This is a genomic window from Paenibacillus sp. PAMC21692 (genome assembly GCF_014303795.1).
Lineage (GTDB): Bacteria > Bacillota > Bacilli > Paenibacillales > Paenibacillaceae > Pristimantibacillus > Pristimantibacillus agaridevorans.
On record NZ_CP060293.1, the window covers coordinates 3,631,367 to 3,651,381 of the forward strand.

Below are 20,015 nucleotides of genomic sequence, written 5' to 3' on the forward strand. Positions count from 1 at the left end.
TGTACGAGCATATGCATAGAGATACAAGCCAAGAGGATGCGAGGAGATGAAGCCAATGAACGGTATCGAGAAGTGGCTGGCAAAACGCGGAGTAAGTGTCGACGACATCGCAGAGATCGTTTACACGCTGCAGCGACCCTATAATCCGGATTTGACGATGGAAGAATGTCAGGTCAGCGTTCGTGTGGTGCTGGAGAAGCGCGAAGTGCAATATGTGCTGTACACAGGCATAGCTCTCGACGAGTTAGCGGAGCGAAGGCTGCTGCCGGAGCCGCTGCAGGCCATCATGGAGCGGGACGAATCCCTGTACGGCGTCGACGAAACGCTGGCGCTGGGCATTACGAACGTTTATGGAATGATCGGCCTCACCAGCTTTGGTTATCTGGACAAGGTGAAGCCGGGCATCATACGCCAATTGAATATCAAGGGCGAAAAAATCCATGTGTTTCTGGACGATTTGGTGGCTGGCCTTGCCGCTGCCGCATCAGCGCGGATCGCGCATGGAGACCCCAATGCGAACCAATATCATTTGCCCGAATCGCAGTGACTATGTTATCATTATGACATCATATGGCCTTTGGTGGGGCTAAAGAAAAGACAATGACTCGAAGCGCGATGCTGGCTAGGAGAGGTTTCCTGCCATGCGAATCGGTGCTATACGGCCTGTCATTCGTTCGCGAAACGTTAGGCTTGAGATGCCAAGTGGCGGCAACTGCCGCTCGACATTGGCGTCAAGCTTCAGGAGGTACCATGATGTGGACGGTTATTTACATTGCACCAACAGCAAAAATGGCAGAAAACATCAGAAAACGGCTTACGGAAGAAAGTTTTTTGGTCAAAATCCGGCCCGTCAATCTGTCCAAACAGCAATATGAGATTCTGGTACCGTCCGGTGAGCTGGAGGAAGTACAGGAAGTATTCAATTCCATCATCCGCCCATAACGTGCAGAATTATTAATATTGCGCCTTGAGAGGTGTCGCATACGTGCAAATTAAGGACTTATTCTCGAAAAAAAAATACGCAACCATTCCTTCGGCGACCACGGAGCGTCCCAAACGCGATATTCCGGAAGGTCTGATGAACAAGTGCGCCAAGTGCGGCACGATTCATTACAGCAAGGAATTGGAGAAAAACTTGAAGGTGTGCTCGTCATGTGGGCATCATTACCGGCTTAGCGCGTGGGAGCGGATCGGAATGACGCTCGATGACGGGCGTTTGTTTGAGTACGACGCCGAGATGGAGTCCGTCGATCCGCTTAATTTCCCGGGTTACAAGGTTAAGCTGGAGCAGCAGAAGGCAAAGTCCAATCTGCGCGACTCCGTTGTTACGGGCGAAGGCAGCATTAGCGGATTCCCCGTTGTCGTAGCGGTTATGAGTTTCGACTTCTTTACGGGCAGCATGGGCTCCGTGGCTGGGGAGAAGATTACTAGAGCGATAGAAGCTGCTCATGAGAAGCGCCTTCCGCTTATTATCTTCTCCACCTCCAGCGGAGCTCGCATGCAGGAGAGTATTTTGAGTCTCATGCAGATGGCGAAGACCAGCGCGGCGCTCTCGAAGTTTCAGGGAGACGGCGGTTTGTACATCTCCGTATTCACGGATCCTACGACAGGCGGCGTATCCGCCAGCTTCGCGAGCCTTGGCGATTACAATTTGGCCGAGCCCGGCGCGTTGATCGGCTTCGCCGGACGGATCGTTATCGAACAGACGATTCGCCAGAAGCTGCCGGAGAACTTCCAGACTGCGGAATTTAATCTGCAGCATGGCCAGCTCGACAAGGTCGTTCATCGCAAGGACATGAAACAAACATTAACGCAATTGCTGGACATGCATACCGTGAAGGAGGTGTCGTTCGATGGCGAATGAGCTGCCTTTCGAGAAGCCGATCGTCGAGTTGCGTCAAAAAATTACGGAACTCAAGAGCCTTAGCGTTGATAAGGGGATCGACTTCACCGAAGAAATTCTCCGTCTGGAGGAGCGCTGCAGGCAGCTCGAAGAAGAGCTGTACAACGAGCTGTCTCCCGCGCAGAAGATGCATCTGGCGCGCCATCACGGACGTCCGACGTCGCTGGATTTCATCGGAGCAATCTTTACCGACTTCATGGAGCTTCACGGCGACCGCCTGTTCGCAGACGATCTTGCGATCGTGGGCGGCCTTGCCAAGCTTGGCGGCTTGCCCGTGACCGTGATCGGCCATCAGCGGGGCAAAGACACAAGAGACAATATCGCACGTTTCTTCGGCAGTCCTCATCCCGAAGGTTTCCGCAAGGCGTTGCGTCTGATGCAGCAAGCGAATAAATTTGGTCGCCCGATTATTACATTCATTGATACAAAGGGCGCTTATCCTGGCAACACTGCCGAAGAACGGGGTCAGTCGGAGGCGATTGCCCGCAATTTGAGGGAGATGGCCGGATTCGGCGTCCCTATTATTTGCGTGGTTATCGGCGAGGGGGGCAGCGGCGGCGCGTTGGCGCTTGGCGTTGGCAACCGTGTACTGATGCTGGAAAACGCGATCTATTCCGCCATATCGCCTAACGGAGCGGCTTCCATCCTGTGGAAGGATGCCTCAAGAGCCGACGAGGCAGCCGCAGCGATGAGGATTACCGCCAAGGACCTGCTGGAATTCGGTATTATCGAAGGCATCATCGAGGAGCCGCAAGGCGGCGCGCACCGCGACCTTGAATGCCAGTCCGCTGCGATCAAGCGCGAGCTGATTGCTCATCTCAAGGAACTCCTCGGCTTATCGCGGGAGGAACTTATCGAGGATCGGTACCAAAAATTCCGCAAGATCGGGTACTTCCAGATGGCGCAGGTAAAGCAGGCAGAGGAGCCGGTTAATGCCGAATCATCCGATGCGCCTACGGCAGCCGCAGCCGAACTAAATCAGGAAGCGGCTCCTGCGACGAACTAACAATCCGCACAATCGTTACAACCGCCCGCGCGAAGGACAAGCCTGGACCGGGCGTGCATGTATATTGGAACAAAAACAAAGACATTCAGGCAATAAACGGAGGAACTTAACAATGCGTAAAACAAAGATCGTTTGTACAATCGGGCCTTCCAGCGAATCGTTGGAAAACACAAAAAAACTGATTCAGTCGGGCATGAACGTCGGCCGTCTCAACTTCTCCCACGGAGACTTCGAGGAGCATGGCAACCGAATCAAAAACATTCGCAAGGCGAACGCCGAGCTTGGCACTTCCGTTGCGATTCTGCTGGATACCAAAGGACCTGAGATTCGTCTCGGCAAGCTGAAGGAAGAGCCGATCGAGCTGATTCAAGGGGATGCCATCACGCTGACTACCGAGGAAATTCTGGGTGATCGCACTCGTATTCCGGTAACGTACACCAATCTTCCCAACGATATTTCAGTTGGTTCCACCGTTCTCATCGACGATGGTCTGATCGGTCTGACGGTCGAGTCTGTCGAAGGCACTGAAATTCATTGCCGCATCGTTAACAGCGGTCCTATCAAGGGCAAAAAAGGCGTTAACGTACCAGGCGTCAAAATTTCGTTACCTGGCATTACGGAAAAAGACGCAGGCGATATCGTCTTCGGTATCGAGCAAGGCGTCGACTTCATCGCGGCTTCCTTCGTGCGCAAAGCGAGCGACGTTCTGGAAATCCGGGAATTGCTGGAGAAACATGATGCAAGCCATATCCAGATCATCTCCAAAATCGAGAACCAGGAAGGCGTCGACAACCTCGACGAAATTCTTGAAGTGTCCGACGGCCTTATGGTTGCGCGCGGCGATCTCGGCGTAGAGATTCCAGCCGAGGAAGTGCCGCTTGTACAGAAGATGATGATCAAAAAATGCAATCGCGCTGGCAAGCCGGTTATCACGGCAACCCAGATGCTGGATTCCATGCAACGCAATCCACGCCCGACTCGCGCCGAAGCGAGCGACGTGGCGAACGCGATCTTCGACGGCACGGATGCGATCATGTTGTCCGGCGAGACGGCTGCGGGCAAATATCCGGTGGAATCCGTACAGACGATGTCCCGTATCGCCGAGCGCGCCGAGAGCGCTCTGGAATACCGCGAAATCTTCCTCAAGCAAGCAAACGCGCAGCAAGTATCGGTAACGGAAGCGGTGAGCCAATCCGTTGCAAACTCTGCGCTTGACCTAAACGCCAAAGCGATTGTGACGTCGACCCAAAGCGGCTTTACAGCGCGTATGGTAGCGAAATACCGTCCGAAATCGCCGATCATCGCGGTAACGACGGACGAGCGCATTATGCGCCGCCTGGCGCTTGGCTGGGGCGTTTTTCCGGTAAAAGGCGCAGAGGCGTCCACAACGGACGAAATGTTCGAGACTGCCGTTAAAGGCGCAATGAGCACGGGTTTGCTTAGTCTGGGAGACACGATCGTCATTACGGCAGGCGTACCTGTAGGTCGCGCCGGCACGACGAACTTGATCAAAATCCATCATATTGGCGAGCTGCTGGCTCATGGCCAAGGCATCGGCAGCCAAACGGTAACGGGCAAACTTGTCGTTGCTCGCACGGCTGAAGAAGCTATCTCCAAGATGAACGTTGGCGACATCCTGGTAGCTGTCTCCACAGACAAAGAATATATGCCTGCATTCGAGAAAGCCGGCGCAGTCATCACGGAGCAAGGCGGCATTACGAGTCATGCAGCAGTATGCGGACTTAATCTTAGCATCCCTGTCATCCTTGGCGTTGCGAACGCAACGGACAATCTGCATGATGGCATGGAAGTAACCGTTTATGCGGAGACGGGCGTCGTCTACTCCGGTCAATCCAAAGTGCTGTAACCTTGGAAGCAATAACATATTGAAGTAATGAAGAAGCGATGGTGAACTCACCGTCGCTTCTTTCTCCAATTCTAAGGAATTATACCGATGAAAGGAGCAAGGCTTGATGTCGGAACAAGCTTGGCATCTGCACCCGCTTCGCGTTCGTTACCAAGAGACGGATCAGATGAGCGTCGTATTCCATGGCAATTATGTAACCTGGTTCGAGATCGGACGTACTGAATGGATACGAAGTGCAGGCTACGATTATAAAACGATCGAAAGCAAAGGTCTGTTATTGCCTGTTGTTGATCTGCAATGCAAATATGTCGCGCCTGCCCGCTATGACGACCGCGTGTTAGTATGCACCCGGGTTGAGGAGAGTACTGCGCTTCGAGTGACTTTTGCGTCGCAAGTTAGGCGAGTGGAGTCGGATGAGCAGTGGCGTGTCATGACGATACCTCAGGGCGAAGCATTGCCTGGCGAGCTGCTTGCGGAAGGCGGAACCAAACATGTATGGGTTGGTTCAGACTGGCAGCCCGTGCGCATGAACAGAATCATGCCGGAGCTGTATAAGTTACTTGCACATTCAGGCAAATAATAGGCGGATGGAATCAATTTTTGGCGAAGGGGTGGAATAGGATGTATAAATGGCTGTTAGCGCTCCTCTTGCTTGTACCTATCATTGAGCTTTGGGGGATTCTTCAGATTGGCGAATGGCTTGGCGGGTGGACGACGTTCCTTGTCCTTGTAGGCATGGGGATTGCCGGAGCGTATTTCGCGAAGCTGGAGGGCCGCAAAGTGTGGCTCGATGCTCAGCGTCAGTTAGAGAGCGGCATTATGCCCGGACGTTCGTTGATTGACGGCATTTGCGTGCTGCTTGGCGGCTTGCTGCTGCTTCTGCCCGGATTTATCTCCGATCTGTTCGGTATCGTCCTGCTGCTGCCCGTTACGCGACCCATCTTCCGCCGAATCATTTTGCAGTGGTTGGAGAAACGGATGAGGAACGGTCAGTTCACGATCCGAAGATTTTAGCGGGATTGGAGAAATCCATGGAGTTAACGGATATTTTACAAAACGTTAATCTGCCAATAATAGTCGTCCGCCACAATGGATAAGATCGTCATTAGCATGAATCCTGTAGGAGGAAGAAGATGACCAAGCAGGTATCGCATTATGTCAACCGGGATTTGAGCTGGATTGAATTTAACCGCAGGGTGCTGGAGGAAGCGCAGGATTTGCGCAATCCGCTCTTGGAGAGAGCGAAGTTCCTATCCATCGTATCCAGCAATTTGGACGAATTCATGAGCGTCCGTGTGGCGGGCATTCAGGATCAGATGAGAGCCGGCTTGACGAAGATGGACTTCACGGGTTATACGCCGGCTGGACTATGGAAACGGCTAATTAAACGTACAACCGCAATGGTCTTCGAGCAATACAAAACGTACCGCGAGATCTTCCGTTCACTAGGGAAGGAAGGCATCTGCATAAGAAGTATCGATGAGCTGAACATCGCCCAGACAAAAGCGGTATCCGACTATTTCCACGAAATTGTATTCCCTGTTTTGACGCCAATGGCGGTGGATCAGAGCCGGCCATTCCCGCTTGTTCATTCCAAAGAGCTGTATTTGGCCGTGCTGCTGCAGCGCGACGGTGCGGCGCCAGAGGAAGAGCCGTTATTCGCCATCGTACAGGTTCCGTCCATCCTGACGCGATTCGTTCCCGTACCAGGCAGGATTAACAGCAAGAAGCTGGAGTTCGTGCTGCTGGAGGAACTGATCGAGCGGTTCATCAATACGCTGTTCAACGGTTATACGCCCTATTCCGTTAATCCATTCCGCATTACGCGCAATGCCGATCTGACGCTTAACGAAGAAGGAGCGGAGGATCTCCTCGAGGAGATCGAGAAGGAGCTTCGGAGACGCCGCTGGGGCATTCCGGTTCGCTTGGAAGTCGTGAAGGGGATGGATCCCTATGCCTTGGAGATGCTTCGTGACGAATTAGAGATCGAAGATAATTTGTTCGAGATAGACGGACCGCTTGATCTAAGCTTCCTTATGCGATTCGCAGGCAGCTTGCCGGGTTACGACAATCTGCGCTATGAGAAACTGGAGCCCGTATATCCAAGGGAATTCGACGACACGGACGATATGTTTGAGGTTATCCGCCAGCGCGACGTGCTGATGTACCATCCCTACGAGTCGTTCGAAGCCGTCAATGACTTCGTCGAGCAAGCGGCGTATGATCCCAACGTGCTTGCGATCAAGATGACGCTGTACCGGGTGAGCGGTCAATCCGCACTTGTTCAGGCGCTTGCGAAAGCGGCGGAATCCGGCAAACAAGTGACCGTCGTCGTGGAGTTGAAGGCGCGCTTCGACGAAGAACGCAACATCGCGTGGGCGCGGCAACTGGAGAAGGCGGGCTGCCATGTGGTCTACGGACTCGTCGGACTCAAGACGCATGCCAAAATCCTGCTCGTAGTCCGCAGAGAACAAGGCACGCTGCGTCGTTACGTCCATGTAGGCACAGGAAACTATAATGACAGCACGGCTACGCTGTATACGGATATCGGACTGTTTTCCTCCCATCCTGTTATCGGCGGCGACGCGTCGGCGCTATTTAACGAAGTGACGGGTTATTCTTCGCCATACGAGTGGAAGGCATTTGGTGTTGCGCCATCCGATCTTAAAGAGAAGTTATATCGCCTCATCGACCGGGAAAAGGCGAATGCGCTGGCCGGGAAACGTGCTCACATTATTGCGAAAATGAACTCTCTGTCCAATCAGGAGGTCATCGACAAGCTGTACGAGGCGTCTCAAGCGGGAGTCAAGATCGAGCTGATCATTCGCGGCGTATGCTGCTTGCGGCCAGGCGTCCCGGGAAGAAGCGAAAATATTAAAGTGATCAGTATTGTCGACCGATTCCTGGAACACTCCAGAGTTATGTATTTCCATAACGGGGGTTCGGAAGAAGTTTATTTGTCCAGCGCGGACTGGATGACCCGCAATCTGACGAAGCGAATCGAGCTGATGTGTCCGGTGTACCAGCCCGAGCTGCGCGCCATTATGATCAAGATGCTGAAGATGAATCTGGAGGATAACGTCAAGGCGAGGGAATTAAAGCAGAACGGTCTATATGAATCTCTCGCCGGCAACCCGGACGCAAAGCCTTTCCGCAGCCAGTTCGAGGCGAAACGGATTTCGATGTGGAAGGGTCACGGTTGAGCCGCATTCCCATCCCGATTCATCCTTTCATAATCTTTAAGCCTATTCCGTTACATGGAGTAGGCTTTTTGGCGTTGAAGGCGATCGTTCTGGGACATTTACAGCAAATCCTGGCTTTGCTCCCCTTCCGTATAGATGGAAATCAGCACGATGGCCGTATCTTCCCCGATGTTCTTGACCCAATGCGGGGTACATGCATTCCAACTGAATGAATCGCCTTCCGCGAACTCCTCGGCGTCTTCTCCTTGCTGGGCGAAAATCTTGCCCCGAATGACCAGATGCACCTCCTCGCCTTCATGCGCATGCGGCGTTTCGCCTGTAGAGGCGCCCGGGGGAAATTCGACCAGCATCATCCTCATGTTTTTGGTGCTGCTTAGATGCTCGACCTTCAAGCGGTCGGTGCCGCTCGTCGTCGTTCTGCGCTCGCGAGCGCGAACCTGGCCCATGCGATCTTCTTTTTTGAGCAGCAAATAAGCCAATGGCACTTTCAAGGCCGTGGCGATATTTTCGAGCGTAGAAATGGACGGAGACGTTTTATTGGTTTCGACCTGGCTCATGAACCCTTGCGACAGGCCGGTTTCTTCGCATATTTGGGCGATCGTCATGTTTTTGCGTTTGCGAATGGATCTGATCGCTGATCCGATATCCATGAGAAGCTACCTTCTTTCAGAATAATATTAGTAATACCAACTTTAAATACATACTAACAAAAAAGAGGTTGACTTTCTAGCCTTCCTCAAGTTAAATTACTTATACATAATATTTATTTGTATTTATAATATTTCAGAAAAAAGGAGAGCTTCCTATGAATTCGTTGTATCATTACGATATACATCTCCCGGCCAATATGGAGCAAGGCAGGAAATATCCGGTCGTATTCACGCTTCACGGCAAAGGCTCCAACGAAAAAAACATGTTCGGGCTGGTGTCCCCCTTATCCGAGCAAGCCATCATTATCGGCATACGCGGCAATCTGCCGCTGGGGGCCGGGTATCAATATTACGAGCTGGTGAGTTTGGGCAACCCGGTACGGAGCGTGTTCGACGATTCGGTTAAGGCGCTTCGGGCGTTTATCGATGACGCCACCGAACAATATTCCATCGATCCCGAGAAACGTTATGTACTCGGGTTCAGCCAAGGCGCCATACTGGCGATGACGCTGGCACTGACGATGGGAGACGAGCTCAAGGGGATCGTGGCCTTAAACGGGTACGTACCCGGCTTTGTGAAGGAAGAATATCCGTTGCGGAATCTGGAGAAGGTGTCCGTATTCGCCTCGCACGGAGAGTTCGATTCCGTCTTCCCGATCCGGATCGGCCATGAGACGAAGGCTTATCTCGAAGAGCGTGCGCCGCTGCTCACGTTTAAGGTCTATCCCGCCGACCACGGCGTCACGGAGGAGAATGCGAGGGACGTGTTGAATTGGATAAGACGGGATGCCGGTCTGGATCTCGGGGAGGAGGGCGAAGCACGATGATGCCGAGTTACTTTTTTGCGCATGGCGCCCCTTCCATCGTATTGGAAAACAATGCATATACGGAGCTTCTGCGAGGTTTCGCGCGCGGTCATGCCCGACCGAAGGGCATCGTCTTGTTCTCGGCCCATTGGGAGGAGTCGGTTCAGAGCGTCGGCGTTGCGGATACCTTCGAGACAATTTACGACTTCGGGGGTTTTCAAGAGGAGCTCTACAGCATGACGTATCCAGCCCAAGGCGACCGCGAGCTTGGCGACGAAGTCCTGCGCTTGTTCGCGGAGAAGGGCATCAAAAGCGTGTCCAACGACAAGCGGGGCCTCGACCACGGAGCCTGGGCAGTGCTGAAGATGTTATTCCCGGAGGCTGATATTCCCGTCGTCGCGCTGTCCGTCAACCGCCATCTTACGGAAGCGGAGCAGTATGGAATCGGTCAAGCGTTGTCATCGCTCAGGGAAAGGGATATTCTTATCATTGGCAGCGGAGGCACGGTGCACAATCTGAGAAGGTTGAATTGGCGGGCGGAAGGCGCGGAGCCTTGGGCCGAGCAGTTCGACAATTGGCTGCAAGAGAAGCTCGAGGCATGGGACACGGAAGCGCTGTTCCGGTACATGGAGCTTGCACCCCATGCCAAGGATGCCGTTCCGACGAGCGAGCATTTTATCCCGCTCCTGCTTGCTATGGGGGCCGGAGACGCGACTCGTCGAGCGAAGCTGCTTCACCGCAGCTATCAATACGGCAATCTGAGCCTGAGCTGTTGGCAATTTAATTAACAACTATTAGTGCGTGTTCAAAACGTGCGGTTTTTAGCACTTTTTGAACAACCACTATAAGAGTGGAAGGGAAAGGCGTCCATGTCGCAAGCTACGAAAACCGCAATGGAGAGGATCGTGGTCCTCTCCATTGCCGCTGTTTATATGGTACAGCAATTAACGGGGCTCAAGGGGCTTCAGGCGCTGCTTGGCGTTCTTGTTTTTGCAGCGATCGGGCTGCTGTTGCCGAAGTTGAAAGGCATGACTTTGTGGCTGTCGTTATCTTTTTTATTCATAGGCGCTATTCTGATGTTCGTTCGAGGCGCGGACGCCGCGGAATGGTTCCAAGCCGCGGGCATCAACGTCACGATCGTGACGTTGTTCCTGTTTGCTCCGTTGTTCGGCATACCCGTGCGGCTGCCGGAATACGTGGCGGGGTTGAAACGATTGATCGACGCTAGCGCGAGAAGCCGAACGGCCTTGTTGACGGGCACGCAGCTGTTGACTCAGGTGCTCGGCGTCTTCCTCAACGTCGGCGCCATTCCCGTCGTTTACGGGATGGTGTTCGTCAGGCCGCAGCCGGTTCTGTCCCGGCTGCTTGCCGGAGCGCTGAACCGCGGCTTCGCGGGGGCGATCTTTTGGTCGCCGTATTTCGCGGCCATGACGATTATTACGACGATGCTGGGGTTGTCATGGTCGTCGATATTGCCGTACGCGCTGGGACTCGCGGTGCTAAGTCTGTTAGTGAGCATGCTGGCGAATCGGCGGGAATTGAAGGGACTGACGGGGAGCGCTTCGATGGAGGCGGCGGCGGAGGAGTCGGGAATAAATAAGTTAGAGGAGGCTCCCCTAGGCGAGTTGGCGGATAGCAAGGCTGATGAAGTTCCGTCAGGCGGGCAGAATGGCAGGAAACTGAAGGATGAAAGGAGACTGGCGGCGTTCCCGAAGGGGCTCGTGCTTTATTTGGCGCTTACCATGGCGGTGATTTTGCTCCTGGAGCGGATGGTTCCGCTTCCCATGGTGATGCTTATTTGTTTTTCCGCCGTTGTACTGCCATTGCTATGGTGCGTGTTCAGGCGTTCGGCCGGCGTATACGCTGATGGACTGAAGCATCATCTCAGCGTTACCTTTCCCGCGCTGCAGAAGGAGATTACGCTGTTTTTGGCCGCGGGATTTTTTAGCGGCGCGATCGGGGCGACGAGATTCGGCGCTGAGCTGCCCGCATGGCTCGGACATATTCCGCTCCCTGTCTCGCTTACGTTCTCGGCGTTCACCGTGCTGCTTATCGCGGGCACTTCCCTGATCGGGCTGCATCCCATCGTGCCCGTGACGATTCTGGCTGGCGGCATCGTGCCGGAGAGCGTAGGCATTAGCGGCGTTTATTTCGCGGTGCTTTTGCTTGGCAGCTGGGGCTTGTCCAATCCGATCTCGCCGGCTACGGCGGTCAACAATCTGCTGGCCGGCCTGACGGGGCGGACGCCGTTCCAGATGGCCTCCGACAACTACAGGTTCGCAAGCTGGATGGCGCTCCTAATGCTGCTGTATTTGGCGATGGTGGGATGGCTGGTCCCGGGGTGATAGGCAGGGCGCGAACAGGTGGATTTGGGGCCAGCGTGTATGAAAAATCGTACACAATGCGCGCGAACTGGTGGGTTTTGGGCTCGTATGTATGAAAATTCATACACAATGGCACCGGAACAGTAGATTCGAGGCACATGAGTATGAAAAATCATACACAATGGCGCCGGAACAGTAGATTCGAGGCTCATGTGTATGAAAAATCATACACAATGCGCGCGAACTGGTGGGTTTGGGGCTTGCGTGTATGAAAAATCATACACAATGAGCGCAAACAAGTGGGTTTGAGGCACGCGTGTATGAAAAATCATACACAATGAGCGCGAGCGCGGGGGGAAGCACCGGCAAAGACGGAAAGAACGAAAGACGGGAAAGAAGGAAAGAAGGAACGACGGAAACACGGAAGGGGCTGTCCCGAGCGGGACGGCCCCTTCCGTGTTTGCATGACGCGCGTTGCTGTAGAAATCGAGGATGCTACCCCTCCAGAACCGGCTCCAGTAACCAATGTTTCCTGAATTCGGAGGCAACTTCTCCCACCTCGCGCCGCTCGACGGCAAGCGAGCCGAGGGGAGCAAGCGGAGCCAACAGGAGACGTGTGCCGTCTATCGTAATCAGCAGGTCGCCGATTCTCTGCGTCTCGCTGCGATCCAGGGCAGCGGCCAGCTGCAACAGCAAGCCTAGCTTGCCTACCAGATCCAGATCGGCTTCGGAGACGAGTACGCGGTATGGAGCCGTCTGCGTCCTGGCCTTGCCTTTGCCTCGGAATGAAGCGATGGCGGCTGTCATTACGATCTCGCGGTGCGTCAATCCGTTCAACTGGGAATGCACGATGAGATAGAAGGAATGGGGGGCGTAATCATAATAATCGATCGATGCCCCTATTCGATGAAGCAGCGACGCGACATGCAGAATGGTTCGCGCCTCAGGGGGCAGCTCGACCGTCGCTTCCAGCGTTTCCAGCAGATTCAGCGCGAGCCGGTTCACTTGCATGACATGCTGAGTGGGCGCTTCGGTGTGCAGAGAACTGATGTTTTTTAAGCTGAACGCAAGCGGATCGGCGAGCTTGGGCTGATCAGGAAATCGCGTCGAGTGGAACAAGCCGTCTCGAAGCCCGGCACCGCATATGCGGTAATGTTTCGCACGCGCAGCGCGGAAAACGGCTCTAAGAATCGCGACGCCGGGTATGATGACGTCGGCACGATCCTTGGACAGCCCGGGCAGCTTGCGCCGGCGATCCAGCGGCATGGCTCGCATGGCATGATACAACTCGTCGACGCCGTTCTTCTCGATGATGTAGTTGTGCGTCTGGCGGAACGGATAATCGACAGCCGCCTGATGCACCTTGCCGAGGGCGCGCACCGTGCCCCCGACTCCCACGAGCGGCAGTCCGGGAAGTTCGCCGATCCAGAGATTCTCCTTCACGGCTGCCATCACGATGCTCTCGATCGATTTCAGCGCGTCGTCCGTCAAACCGTCCTTGGAATCGAATTTTTTGTTCAAGCTGACGCATCCGAACGGAAAGGAGACGGAGTGTACCAGCTCGCGATCCATAAAAAGCGATATCTCCGTACTGCCGCCGCCTATGTCGATGAGATATCCATTGTCGGCTTGCAGGGAGTTGATCATGCCGAGGAAGCCGTATGCGGCTTCGTCCTCCCCGGACAGCAGCTCGATGAACAGGCCGGTCTCGCGGTGGATCTCATCCAGTATTTGATCCCGGTTCGCGGCGTTGCGGATGGCCGCCGTAGCGACCGTGCGTATTTGGGTAATTCCGTGGTGGGAACAGATCAGCTTAAAGTGCTGAAGCGTGTCTATAAGTTCGGCGATATCGCCAAGGGGCAAAGCCCCGCTCTCATCCATTCTCCCGCTTAATCGCGTGGAGCGCTTGCTGCCGTCGACGACGCGATGCCCGCCGTTATCCGTTCTCTCGTACACGACAAGACGCACGGAGCCCGAGCCAATGTCGATAATGCCGATACATTGTCCTATCAAAGGCGAATCCTCCGTTTCATTCCGGCATGTTATTGTGGTATGCTTTAAGTCTTCTGGACATTTTATCACACAATGGGCGGCAATTCGAAGTATAATCCATATGCGGCCGTGGAATAATTACTTGTCGAGGCTGGGGATGCCTTCCTTAGCCAAGATGTTGTCCGGCTTGCCGATTTATTTTATGAATGATGCCGATAAAGCATTTTTATGTCCCATTTTGTTGGCTTCATCCCAAAAATCATTTATGATTGATTACGATGAGCAAAAATGGAATCCCATTAATCATTTGATTAATATTTTTGAGTATAAAGGAGAGAGAACGATGACAGCAACTAAAGGTCTTGAGGGCATCGTCGCTGCGGCTTCGTCCATCAGTTCGATCATTGATGGCGTTCTGACTTACCGCGGCATAAACATCGACGATCTCGCAGAGAACGCCTCTTTCGAAGAAGTCGCTTACCTGCTATGGTACGGCAAACTCCCGAATCGTTCCGAGATTGAAACGCTTCAGAAGCAATTGGACGAGTACGCGGTTGTACCGAATGAAGTGCTTGAGGGCATGAAGCTGTATCCGAAGAATACGAATTCCATGGCGGCTCTTCGCACGGCTATCTCCAGTCTAGCTTTGTACGATCAAGCTGCTAACGACATGTCGCCCGAAGCCAATCAGCTGAAAGCGATTAAATTGCAAGCTCAATTGCCTGCGGTCGTAGCGGCATTCTCCCGCATTCGCGAAGGCAAAGAACCAGTCGCTCCCAAAAAAGGCGTATCCATCGCCCATAACTTCCTGTACATGCTGTCGGGCAACGAGCCTTCCGACGTGGCTGTAAAAGCGCTGGATCAAGCGCTTGTCCTTCATGCCGACCACGAGCTTAACGCATCGACGTTCGCCGCTCGCGTAACGGTTGCTACCCTTTCCGACATCTATTCCGGCATTACTTCCGCTATCGGAGCTCTCAAAGGCCCGCTGCACGGCGGCGCGAACGAAGCCGTTATGGTCATGCTGGAGGAGATTGGTTCGTTCGCGAATGTTGAGGGCTACATAAACAATGCGCTTGCGAACAAACAGAAAATCATGGGCTTCGGTCACCGCGTCTACAAAAACGGCGACCCGCGCGCGAAGCATCTGCAAAAGATGTCCCGCGAGCTGGGCAAGCTGAGGGGCAACATGGAGCTTTACGAGATGTCGGTTAAGATCGAGGAACTGGTAACGGGCCAAAAGGGTCTGAAGCCAAACGTCGACTTCTACTCCGCATCCGTCTACACGGCGCTCGAGATTCCGCGCGATCTGTTTACGCCGATCTTCGCCATCAGCCGTCTGTCCGGCTGGAGCGCGCACATTCTGGAGCAGTACCAGGACAATCGTTTGATCCGTCCGCGTGCCGACTATGTCGGTCCAGTAAACGCCAAGTACGTCCCGATCGAGCAACGCTAATTCGCAACAGCCAGAGAAGAGCGAGAGCAAGCGGAAGCTTGTTCTCCTGTTCAAGATTATAAGATACAACCCATTTTAGGAGGAATTCATTCATGGCACAGTTCGAGAAATACGCGCTTCCAACAGAAGGCGAGCAAATTACAATTGATAACGGCAAACTGCAAGTTCCTAACCAGCCGATCATCCCGTTTATCGAAGGCGACGGCACGGGCCGCGACATCTGGCGCGCATCCAAGCGCGTTCTTGACGCAGCTGTAGAGAAAGCTTACAACGGCGAGAAAAAGATCGCTTGGTATGAAGTATTCGCCGGCGAAAAAGCGTTCAACGAATATGGCGAGTGGCTTCCTGCCGACACGCTGACGGCTATTCGCGAGTACATCGTTGCCATCAAAGGTCCATTGACGACGCCAATCGGCGGCGGCATTCGTTCCCTTAACGTAGCGCTTCGTCAAGAGCTGGATCTGTACACTTGCCTTCGTCCCGTCCGTTACTTCGACGGCGTGCCTTCCCCGGTAAAACGTCCGGAGCTGGTTAACATGGTTATTTTCCGTGAGAATACGGAGGATATCTATGCGGGCATCGAGTACGCGGAAGGTTCCGCGGAAGTTAAGAAAGTGATCGAGTTCCTGCAGAAGGAAATGGGCGTTAACAAAATCCGTTTCCCTGAAACGTCCGGCATCGGCATCAAGCCGGTATCCGCTGAAGGTTCGAAGCGTCTGGCTCGCGCCGCGATCGAATACGCGATCAAACACGGCCGCAAGTCCGTTACGCTGGTACACAAAGGCAACATCATGAAGTTCACTGAGGGCGCGTTCAAGAATTGGGGCTACGAAGTGGCCGAGCAAGAGTTTGCCGAGCAGACCTTCACTTGGGGACAATATGACCGCATTAAGGACGCTGACGGCGTTGACGCGGCTAACAAAGCACAAGCCGATGCTGAAGCAGCCGGCAAAATCATCGTGAAGGACGCAATCGCGGACATCGCGCTGCAGCAAGTACTGACTCGTCCGACTGACTTCGACGTTATCGCGACATTGAACCTTAACGGCGACTACCTATCCGACGCCTTGGCTGCTCAAGTCGGCGGCATCGGCATCGCTCCGGGCGCGAACATCAACTACCTGACCGGCCATGCGATCTTCGAAGCTACGCACGGCACGGCTCCGAAATACGCGGACAAAGACGTCGTGAACCCTGGTTCCGTCATTCTGTCCGGCGTTATGATGCTTGAGCATCTGGGCTGGCAGGAAGCTGCCGACCTGATCTACAAAGGCATGGAAACATCCATCAACAACAAAACGGTTACTTACGACTTTGCACGTCTGATGGAAGGCGCAACGGAAGTGAAATGCTCCGCGTTCGCCGATCAAATCATCGAAAATATGTAATCAAAAGTCGCAGCATACCCTCGGTCGCCTTATGACCGGGGGCTTCGGCGTCTTTTGTGCGGAAGGGGTTTTCACATATGGCAATCAAACGCAAAAAGATTACGGTAGTCGGAGCGGGCTTTACAGGCGCAACAACGGCGCTCATGCTGGCGCAAAAGGAACTTGGAGACGTCGTACTGCTTGATATCGCGCCGCTGGAGAACCCGACCAAAGGGAAGGCGCTCGATATGCTGGAGGCAACTCCGGTTCTTGGCGTGGACGCGAATATCGTCGGCACGGCGAGCTACGAAGACGCCAAAGATTCCGATGTCGTTATTATTACGGCAGGCATCGCGCGAAAGCCCGGCATGAGCCGGGACGACCTTGTAAACACGAATGCGGGCATCGTCCGTTCCGTTTGCGAGAGCGTAAAGGAAACAAGCCCGAACGCCTACGTCATTATATTGAGCAACCCGGTTGACGCGATGACGTACGTGGCTTTCCAGAGCCTCGGTTTCCCGAAAAACAGAGTTATCGGCCAATCCGGCGTCCTCGACACGGCTCGTTATTGCGCGTTTATCGCGCAAGAGCTGAACGTATCCGTAGAAGACGTGCGCGGCTTCGTGCTGGGCGGCCATGGCGACGACATGGTACCGCTCGTGCGCTACTCCAACGTTGCAGGCATCCCGATCGAGAAGCTGATCCCGGCTGACCGCATCGAAGCCATTGTGCAACGGGCACGCGTGGGCGGCGGCGAAATCGTAGGTTTGCTGGGCAACGGAAGCGCGTATTACGCACCGGCGGCTTCGCTCGTGCAGATGACGGAAGCGGTGCTGAAGGACAAGAAACGGATTATCCCGGTTATCGCTTACCTGCAAGGCGAGTACGGCTACAATAACTTGTTTATGGGCGTGCCTGCGGTGCTTGGCGGCGACGGCATCGAGAAGGTGATCGAGCTGGAGCTGACGGACGAAGAGAAGGCGGCGCTGGACCGTTCGGCGCAATCCGTACGGAACGTTATAAATGTCGTGGAGGCAGGTTAGCAGCCGGCCGGCAATTCATATTATGTGTTGACGGCCGTATAACGCGGCCGGTACAGGAGGACCCTGACAGATGCTGCCAGGGTCCTTTTGTTTTTCGGGAGCTATTGAAGGAGGGGGAGAGGAATGGAGCAAGCATTATCGTTATTAAAGCAAGTGTATGGCTATGACAGCTTCCGCAAAGGGCAAGAGGACATTATCGCGGGAATCGTGGACGGGCATGACACGCTTGCCATTCTGCCGACGGGCGGAGGCAAATCGATCTGTTACCAGCTGCCAGCCCTGCTGCTGCCCGGCACGACGCTCGTCATCTCGCCGCTGATCTCGCTGATGAAGGATCAAGTAGACAGTTTGCGGCGACTCGGCGTGTCGGCGGCATTCTTGAACAGCTCGCTAGGCGCAGCCGAATACAGGGAGGTGCTGCGAGGAGCGATGCAAGGCGACTATAAGCTGCTCTACGTCGCGCCGGAGCGTCTGGATTCCGCTATGTTCCAGTCGTTGTCGGAGCAGCTTCAAATCCCGTTAATCGCCATTGACGAGGCGCATTGCGTCTCGCAGTGGGGGCATGACTTCCGGCCGAGCTACCGGCAGCTGGCCGGCTGGATCGGCCGCATGCAGAATCGTCCGCTTGTAGCGGCCTTTACCGCGACAGCGACGCCGGAGGTGGCCGAGGACATCGAAGCTATGCTCCGCCTGAACGAACCGCGCCGTTACGTGACGGGTTTCGCTCGCCCGAACCTGTCGCTCTCCGTTGTGACGGGCGTCGACAAGAAGCGGTTCCTCGCGAAGTTTATAAAAGATCGGGAGGGCGAATCCGGCATTATTTACGCGGCGACCCGCAAAGAGACGGAAGAGGTATGCGCCATGCTGCAGAAGAACGGGATTGCTGCGGACAAATATCATGGCGGCCTCGGCGATGCCGAGCGCGCGGAGGCGCAAGAGTCGTTCCGCTTCGATCGCAGCCGTGTAATGGTTGCGACAAACGCTTTTGGCATGGGCATCGACAAACCCAACGTTCGTTTCGTACTGCACTGGCAAATGCCCGGCGATCTGGAGTCTTATTACCAGGAAGCGGGCAGGGCTGGCCGGGATGGCGAGGAAAGCGACTGTGTCCTGTTGTTCGAGCCTGCCGACATGCAGGTCCAGAGATTTCTCATCGAGCAAGGCTCCGGCGACACGGACCGCAAGTCGATCCAGCTGTCCAAGCTGCATCAGATGATGAACTACAGCCGGACGCAGCGCTGTCTGCAGCAGTTCATCGTCGATTACTTCGGCGAATCGGACGTGCAGCCGTGCGGCAAGTGCAGCAGCTGTCTCGACAAGAGCGAAGCGGTCGACCGGACGGAGGAAGCGAAGATGGCGCTGTCCTGCGTCGGCCGGATGAAAGGCCGCTTCGGCGTGACGATGGCCGCCAAGGTGCTTAAGGGCTCCCGCGACAAACGTCTGCTGGAGTTCGGGCTGGACAGGCTTTCCACCTACGGTCTCATGAGTCGCTTGCCCGAAAAGGAAATCGCGGACTGGCTGTACTGGCTCGTGGCGGAAGGGTATATGCGGCTCAGCGAAGGGCAGTATCCCACGGTATCTTTGACGGCGAACGCCTTGCCGGTACTGGAAGGCAAGCAAGTGATCACGCAGCGCGTACGAGCTTCGGTGCGGCAATCCGGCGGCGGCATGACGACAGCGGAATCATCGCCGTTGTTCGAAGCGTTGAAGCAATGGCGGAGAGAAGCGGCAGCCCGGGAGAGCGTGCCTCCGTTCATGATTTTTTTCGACTCTACGTTAAAGGATATTGCAGGCGCACGGCCGAGGCATGCGGAGGAGCTCATGTCCATTAAGGGAATCGGCGCGGCCAAGGTGAGCAAGTACGGCGAGGACATCGCGCGAATCGTTGCGGAGTTCGGGGGCGAAATATCCCATGGGGACGCCGGATCGGTCGGGCCCGGTGGTGCGAATCGGTTGACCGGACATGCCGGAGGAGCCGAATCCGTAGGTAAGCAAGGAAATTCATTCCAAGTGACGCGAACTGCCTCCGGAGATGAACAGCCGAGCCATCTGCTCTCGCTGGAGATGTTCAACGAAGGTATAACGACGGGGGACATCGCCAAGGAGCGGGGACTGGGTCAAGTCACTGTGGAAGGACACATCATTCGCGCGGCGGGAGAAGGATACGAGGTAGACTGGGACCGTATCGTGCCTCCAGGGCAAGAGCCGCTCATTCTTGCGGCCATCGAGAAGGTTGGGGCGGAAAAGCTGCGTCCCATCAAGGACGAGCTGCCGCCGGATGTTTCCTACTTTGCCATTCATGGCGTGCTGTGCAAGCACGGAATTAACTCATAATGTGTCGATTTTCAGTCCGCTGGATGTATCCAGCGGGCTTTTTGTTTTTTGCCTGAGTAATTTT

The 20,015-nt window shown here is 54.6% G+C and carries 17 protein-coding genes; 15 read left to right on the forward strand and 2 right to left on the reverse strand.

The annotated features are described in order from the left end of the window. Positions 1-46: 46 nt before the first annotated feature. From H7F31_RS14320 to ppk1, 8 genes are all read left to right on the forward strand, one after another. A complete protein-coding gene (locus tag H7F31_RS14320; RefSeq protein ID WP_246608555.1) occupies positions 47-547 on the forward strand; it encodes a phosphatidylglycerophosphatase A family protein in 501 nt (166 codons plus the stop codon). A gap of 206 nt (positions 548-753) precedes the next feature. Then, positions 754-942, forward strand: a complete 189-nt coding sequence (locus H7F31_RS14325) for a glutamate decarboxylase (protein WP_087566622.1) — start codon at positions 754-756, stop codon at positions 940-942. Positions 943-985: 43 nt separating this feature from the next. Then, positions 986-1,864, forward strand: a complete 879-nt coding sequence (gene accD / locus H7F31_RS14330) for an acetyl-CoA carboxylase, carboxyltransferase subunit beta (protein ID WP_087566621.1) — start codon at positions 986-988, stop codon at positions 1,862-1,864. Next, a complete protein-coding gene (locus H7F31_RS14335) occupies positions 1,854-2,909 on the forward strand; it encodes an acetyl-CoA carboxylase carboxyltransferase subunit alpha (RefSeq protein ID WP_187104727.1) in 1,056 nt (351 codons plus the stop codon). The genes accD and H7F31_RS14335 overlap by 11 nt, the downstream gene beginning before the upstream one ends. Positions 2,910-3,021: 112 nt before the next feature. Further along, a complete protein-coding gene (pyk, locus tag H7F31_RS14340) occupies positions 3,022-4,776 on the forward strand; it encodes a pyruvate kinase (protein ID WP_087566619.1) in 1,755 nt (584 codons plus the stop codon). 106 nt (positions 4,777-4,882) lie between these two features. Continuing rightward, positions 4,883-5,356 carry an acyl-CoA thioesterase gene (locus H7F31_RS14345; RefSeq protein WP_187104728.1) on the forward strand — a complete coding sequence of 158 codons (474 nt, stop codon included), beginning with the start codon at positions 4,883-4,885 and terminating at the stop codon, positions 5,354-5,356. Between the two features lie 41 nt (positions 5,357-5,397). Further along, positions 5,398-5,790, forward strand: a complete 393-nt coding sequence (locus H7F31_RS14350; protein WP_108993682.1) for an FxsA family protein — start codon at positions 5,398-5,400, stop codon at positions 5,788-5,790. A 119-nt stretch (positions 5,791-5,909) separates the two neighbouring features. Further along, positions 5,910-7,979 (forward strand): polyphosphate kinase 1, encoded by a 2,070-nt coding sequence (gene ppk1, locus H7F31_RS14355; protein ID WP_187104729.1) that lies wholly within the window; start codon positions 5,910-5,912, stop codon positions 7,977-7,979. 98 nt (positions 7,980-8,077) lie between these two features. On the opposite strand, the gene H7F31_RS14360 is transcribed toward ppk1, so the two are convergent. Beyond that, complete coding sequence (locus H7F31_RS14360) at positions 8,078-8,629, reverse strand: helix-turn-helix domain-containing protein (protein WP_187104730.1); 552 nt, start codon at positions 8,627-8,629, stop codon at positions 8,078-8,080. A 155-nt stretch (positions 8,630-8,784) separates the two neighbouring features. Between H7F31_RS14360 and H7F31_RS14365 the strand changes: the two genes are divergently transcribed. From H7F31_RS14365 to H7F31_RS14375, 3 genes are all read left to right on the forward strand, one after another. After that, positions 8,785-9,456 (forward strand): alpha/beta hydrolase, encoded by a 672-nt coding sequence (locus H7F31_RS14365; protein ID WP_187104731.1) that lies wholly within the window; start codon positions 8,785-8,787, stop codon positions 9,454-9,456. Further along, a complete protein-coding gene (locus H7F31_RS14370; RefSeq protein ID WP_187104732.1) occupies positions 9,453-10,223 on the forward strand; it encodes a DODA-type extradiol aromatic ring-opening family dioxygenase in 771 nt (256 codons plus the stop codon). The genes H7F31_RS14365 and H7F31_RS14370 overlap by 4 nt, the downstream gene beginning before the upstream one ends. Before the next feature lie 81 nt (positions 10,224-10,304). Further along, positions 10,305-11,780, forward strand: coding sequence for a hypothetical protein (locus H7F31_RS14375; protein ID WP_187104733.1), 1,476 nt, complete (start codon positions 10,305-10,307; stop codon positions 11,778-11,780). 474 nt (positions 11,781-12,254) lie between these two features. Here the strand turns inward: H7F31_RS14375 and H7F31_RS14380 are convergent, their stop codons facing one another. Continuing rightward, positions 12,255-13,772 carry a Ppx/GppA phosphatase family protein gene (locus H7F31_RS14380; RefSeq protein WP_187104734.1) on the reverse strand — a complete coding sequence of 506 codons (1,518 nt, stop codon included), beginning with the start codon at positions 13,770-13,772 and terminating at the stop codon, positions 12,255-12,257. Positions 13,773-14,094: 322 nt separating this feature from the next. On the opposite strand from H7F31_RS14380, the gene citZ reads away from it, so the two are divergent. The 4 genes from citZ to recQ all read left to right on the forward strand — a co-directional run bounded on the left by citZ (position 14,095) and on the right by recQ (position 19,951). Continuing rightward, a complete protein-coding gene (citZ, locus tag H7F31_RS14385) occupies positions 14,095-15,207 on the forward strand; it encodes a citrate synthase (RefSeq protein ID WP_087566912.1) in 1,113 nt (370 codons plus the stop codon). A gap of 92 nt (positions 15,208-15,299) precedes the next feature. After that, the gene (icd, locus tag H7F31_RS14390) at positions 15,300-16,595 is read left to right on the forward strand and encodes an NADP-dependent isocitrate dehydrogenase (RefSeq protein ID WP_108993678.1); all 1,296 of its coding nucleotides are present in this window, start codon (positions 15,300-15,302) and stop codon (positions 16,593-16,595) included. 77 nt (positions 16,596-16,672) lie between these two features. Continuing rightward, complete coding sequence (gene mdh / locus H7F31_RS14395) at positions 16,673-17,617, forward strand: malate dehydrogenase (protein WP_187104735.1); 945 nt, start codon at positions 16,673-16,675, stop codon at positions 17,615-17,617. 123 nt (positions 17,618-17,740) lie between these two features. Continuing rightward, positions 17,741-19,951 carry a DNA helicase RecQ gene (recQ, locus tag H7F31_RS14400; protein ID WP_187104736.1) on the forward strand — a complete coding sequence of 737 codons (2,211 nt, stop codon included), beginning with the start codon at positions 17,741-17,743 and terminating at the stop codon, positions 19,949-19,951. The last annotated feature ends 64 nt before the right edge of the window (positions 19,952-20,015 follow it).

What these genes read in the sequence shown, in the direction of transcription:
- H7F31_RS14320 (WP_246608555.1), top strand. Translation starts at nt 47, where the DNA reads ATGAAGCCAATGAACGGTATCGAGAAGTGGCTGGCAAAACGCGGAGTA.
- H7F31_RS14325 (WP_087566622.1), top strand. Translation starts at nt 754, where the DNA reads ATGTGGACGGTTATTTACATTGCACCAACAGCAAAAATGGCAGAAAAC.
- H7F31_RS14335 (WP_187104727.1), top strand. Translation starts at nt 1,854, where the DNA reads ATGGCGAATGAGCTGCCTTTCGAGAAGCCGATCGTCGAGTTGCGTCAA.
- pyk (WP_087566619.1), top strand. Translation starts at nt 3,022, where the DNA reads ATGCGTAAAACAAAGATCGTTTGTACAATCGGGCCTTCCAGCGAATCG.
- H7F31_RS14345 (WP_187104728.1), top strand. Translation starts at nt 4,883, where the DNA reads ATGTCGGAACAAGCTTGGCATCTGCACCCGCTTCGCGTTCGTTACCAA.
- H7F31_RS14350 (WP_108993682.1), top strand. Translation starts at nt 5,398, where the DNA reads ATGTATAAATGGCTGTTAGCGCTCCTCTTGCTTGTACCTATCATTGAG.
- ppk1 (WP_187104729.1), top strand. Translation starts at nt 5,910, where the DNA reads ATGACCAAGCAGGTATCGCATTATGTCAACCGGGATTTGAGCTGGATT.
- H7F31_RS14360 (WP_187104730.1), bottom strand. Translation starts at nt 8,629, where the DNA reads ATGGATATCGGATCAGCGATCAGATCCATTCGCAAACGCAAAAACATG.
- H7F31_RS14365 (WP_187104731.1), top strand. Translation starts at nt 8,785, where the DNA reads ATGAATTCGTTGTATCATTACGATATACATCTCCCGGCCAATATGGAG.
- H7F31_RS14370 (WP_187104732.1), top strand. Translation starts at nt 9,453, where the DNA reads ATGATGCCGAGTTACTTTTTTGCGCATGGCGCCCCTTCCATCGTATTG.
- H7F31_RS14375 (WP_187104733.1), top strand. Translation starts at nt 10,305, where the DNA reads ATGTCGCAAGCTACGAAAACCGCAATGGAGAGGATCGTGGTCCTCTCC.
- citZ (WP_087566912.1), top strand. Translation starts at nt 14,095, where the DNA reads ATGACAGCAACTAAAGGTCTTGAGGGCATCGTCGCTGCGGCTTCGTCC.
- icd (WP_108993678.1), top strand. Translation starts at nt 15,300, where the DNA reads ATGGCACAGTTCGAGAAATACGCGCTTCCAACAGAAGGCGAGCAAATT.
- mdh (WP_187104735.1), top strand. Translation starts at nt 16,673, where the DNA reads ATGGCAATCAAACGCAAAAAGATTACGGTAGTCGGAGCGGGCTTTACA.
- recQ (WP_187104736.1), top strand. Translation starts at nt 17,741, where the DNA reads ATGGAGCAAGCATTATCGTTATTAAAGCAAGTGTATGGCTATGACAGC.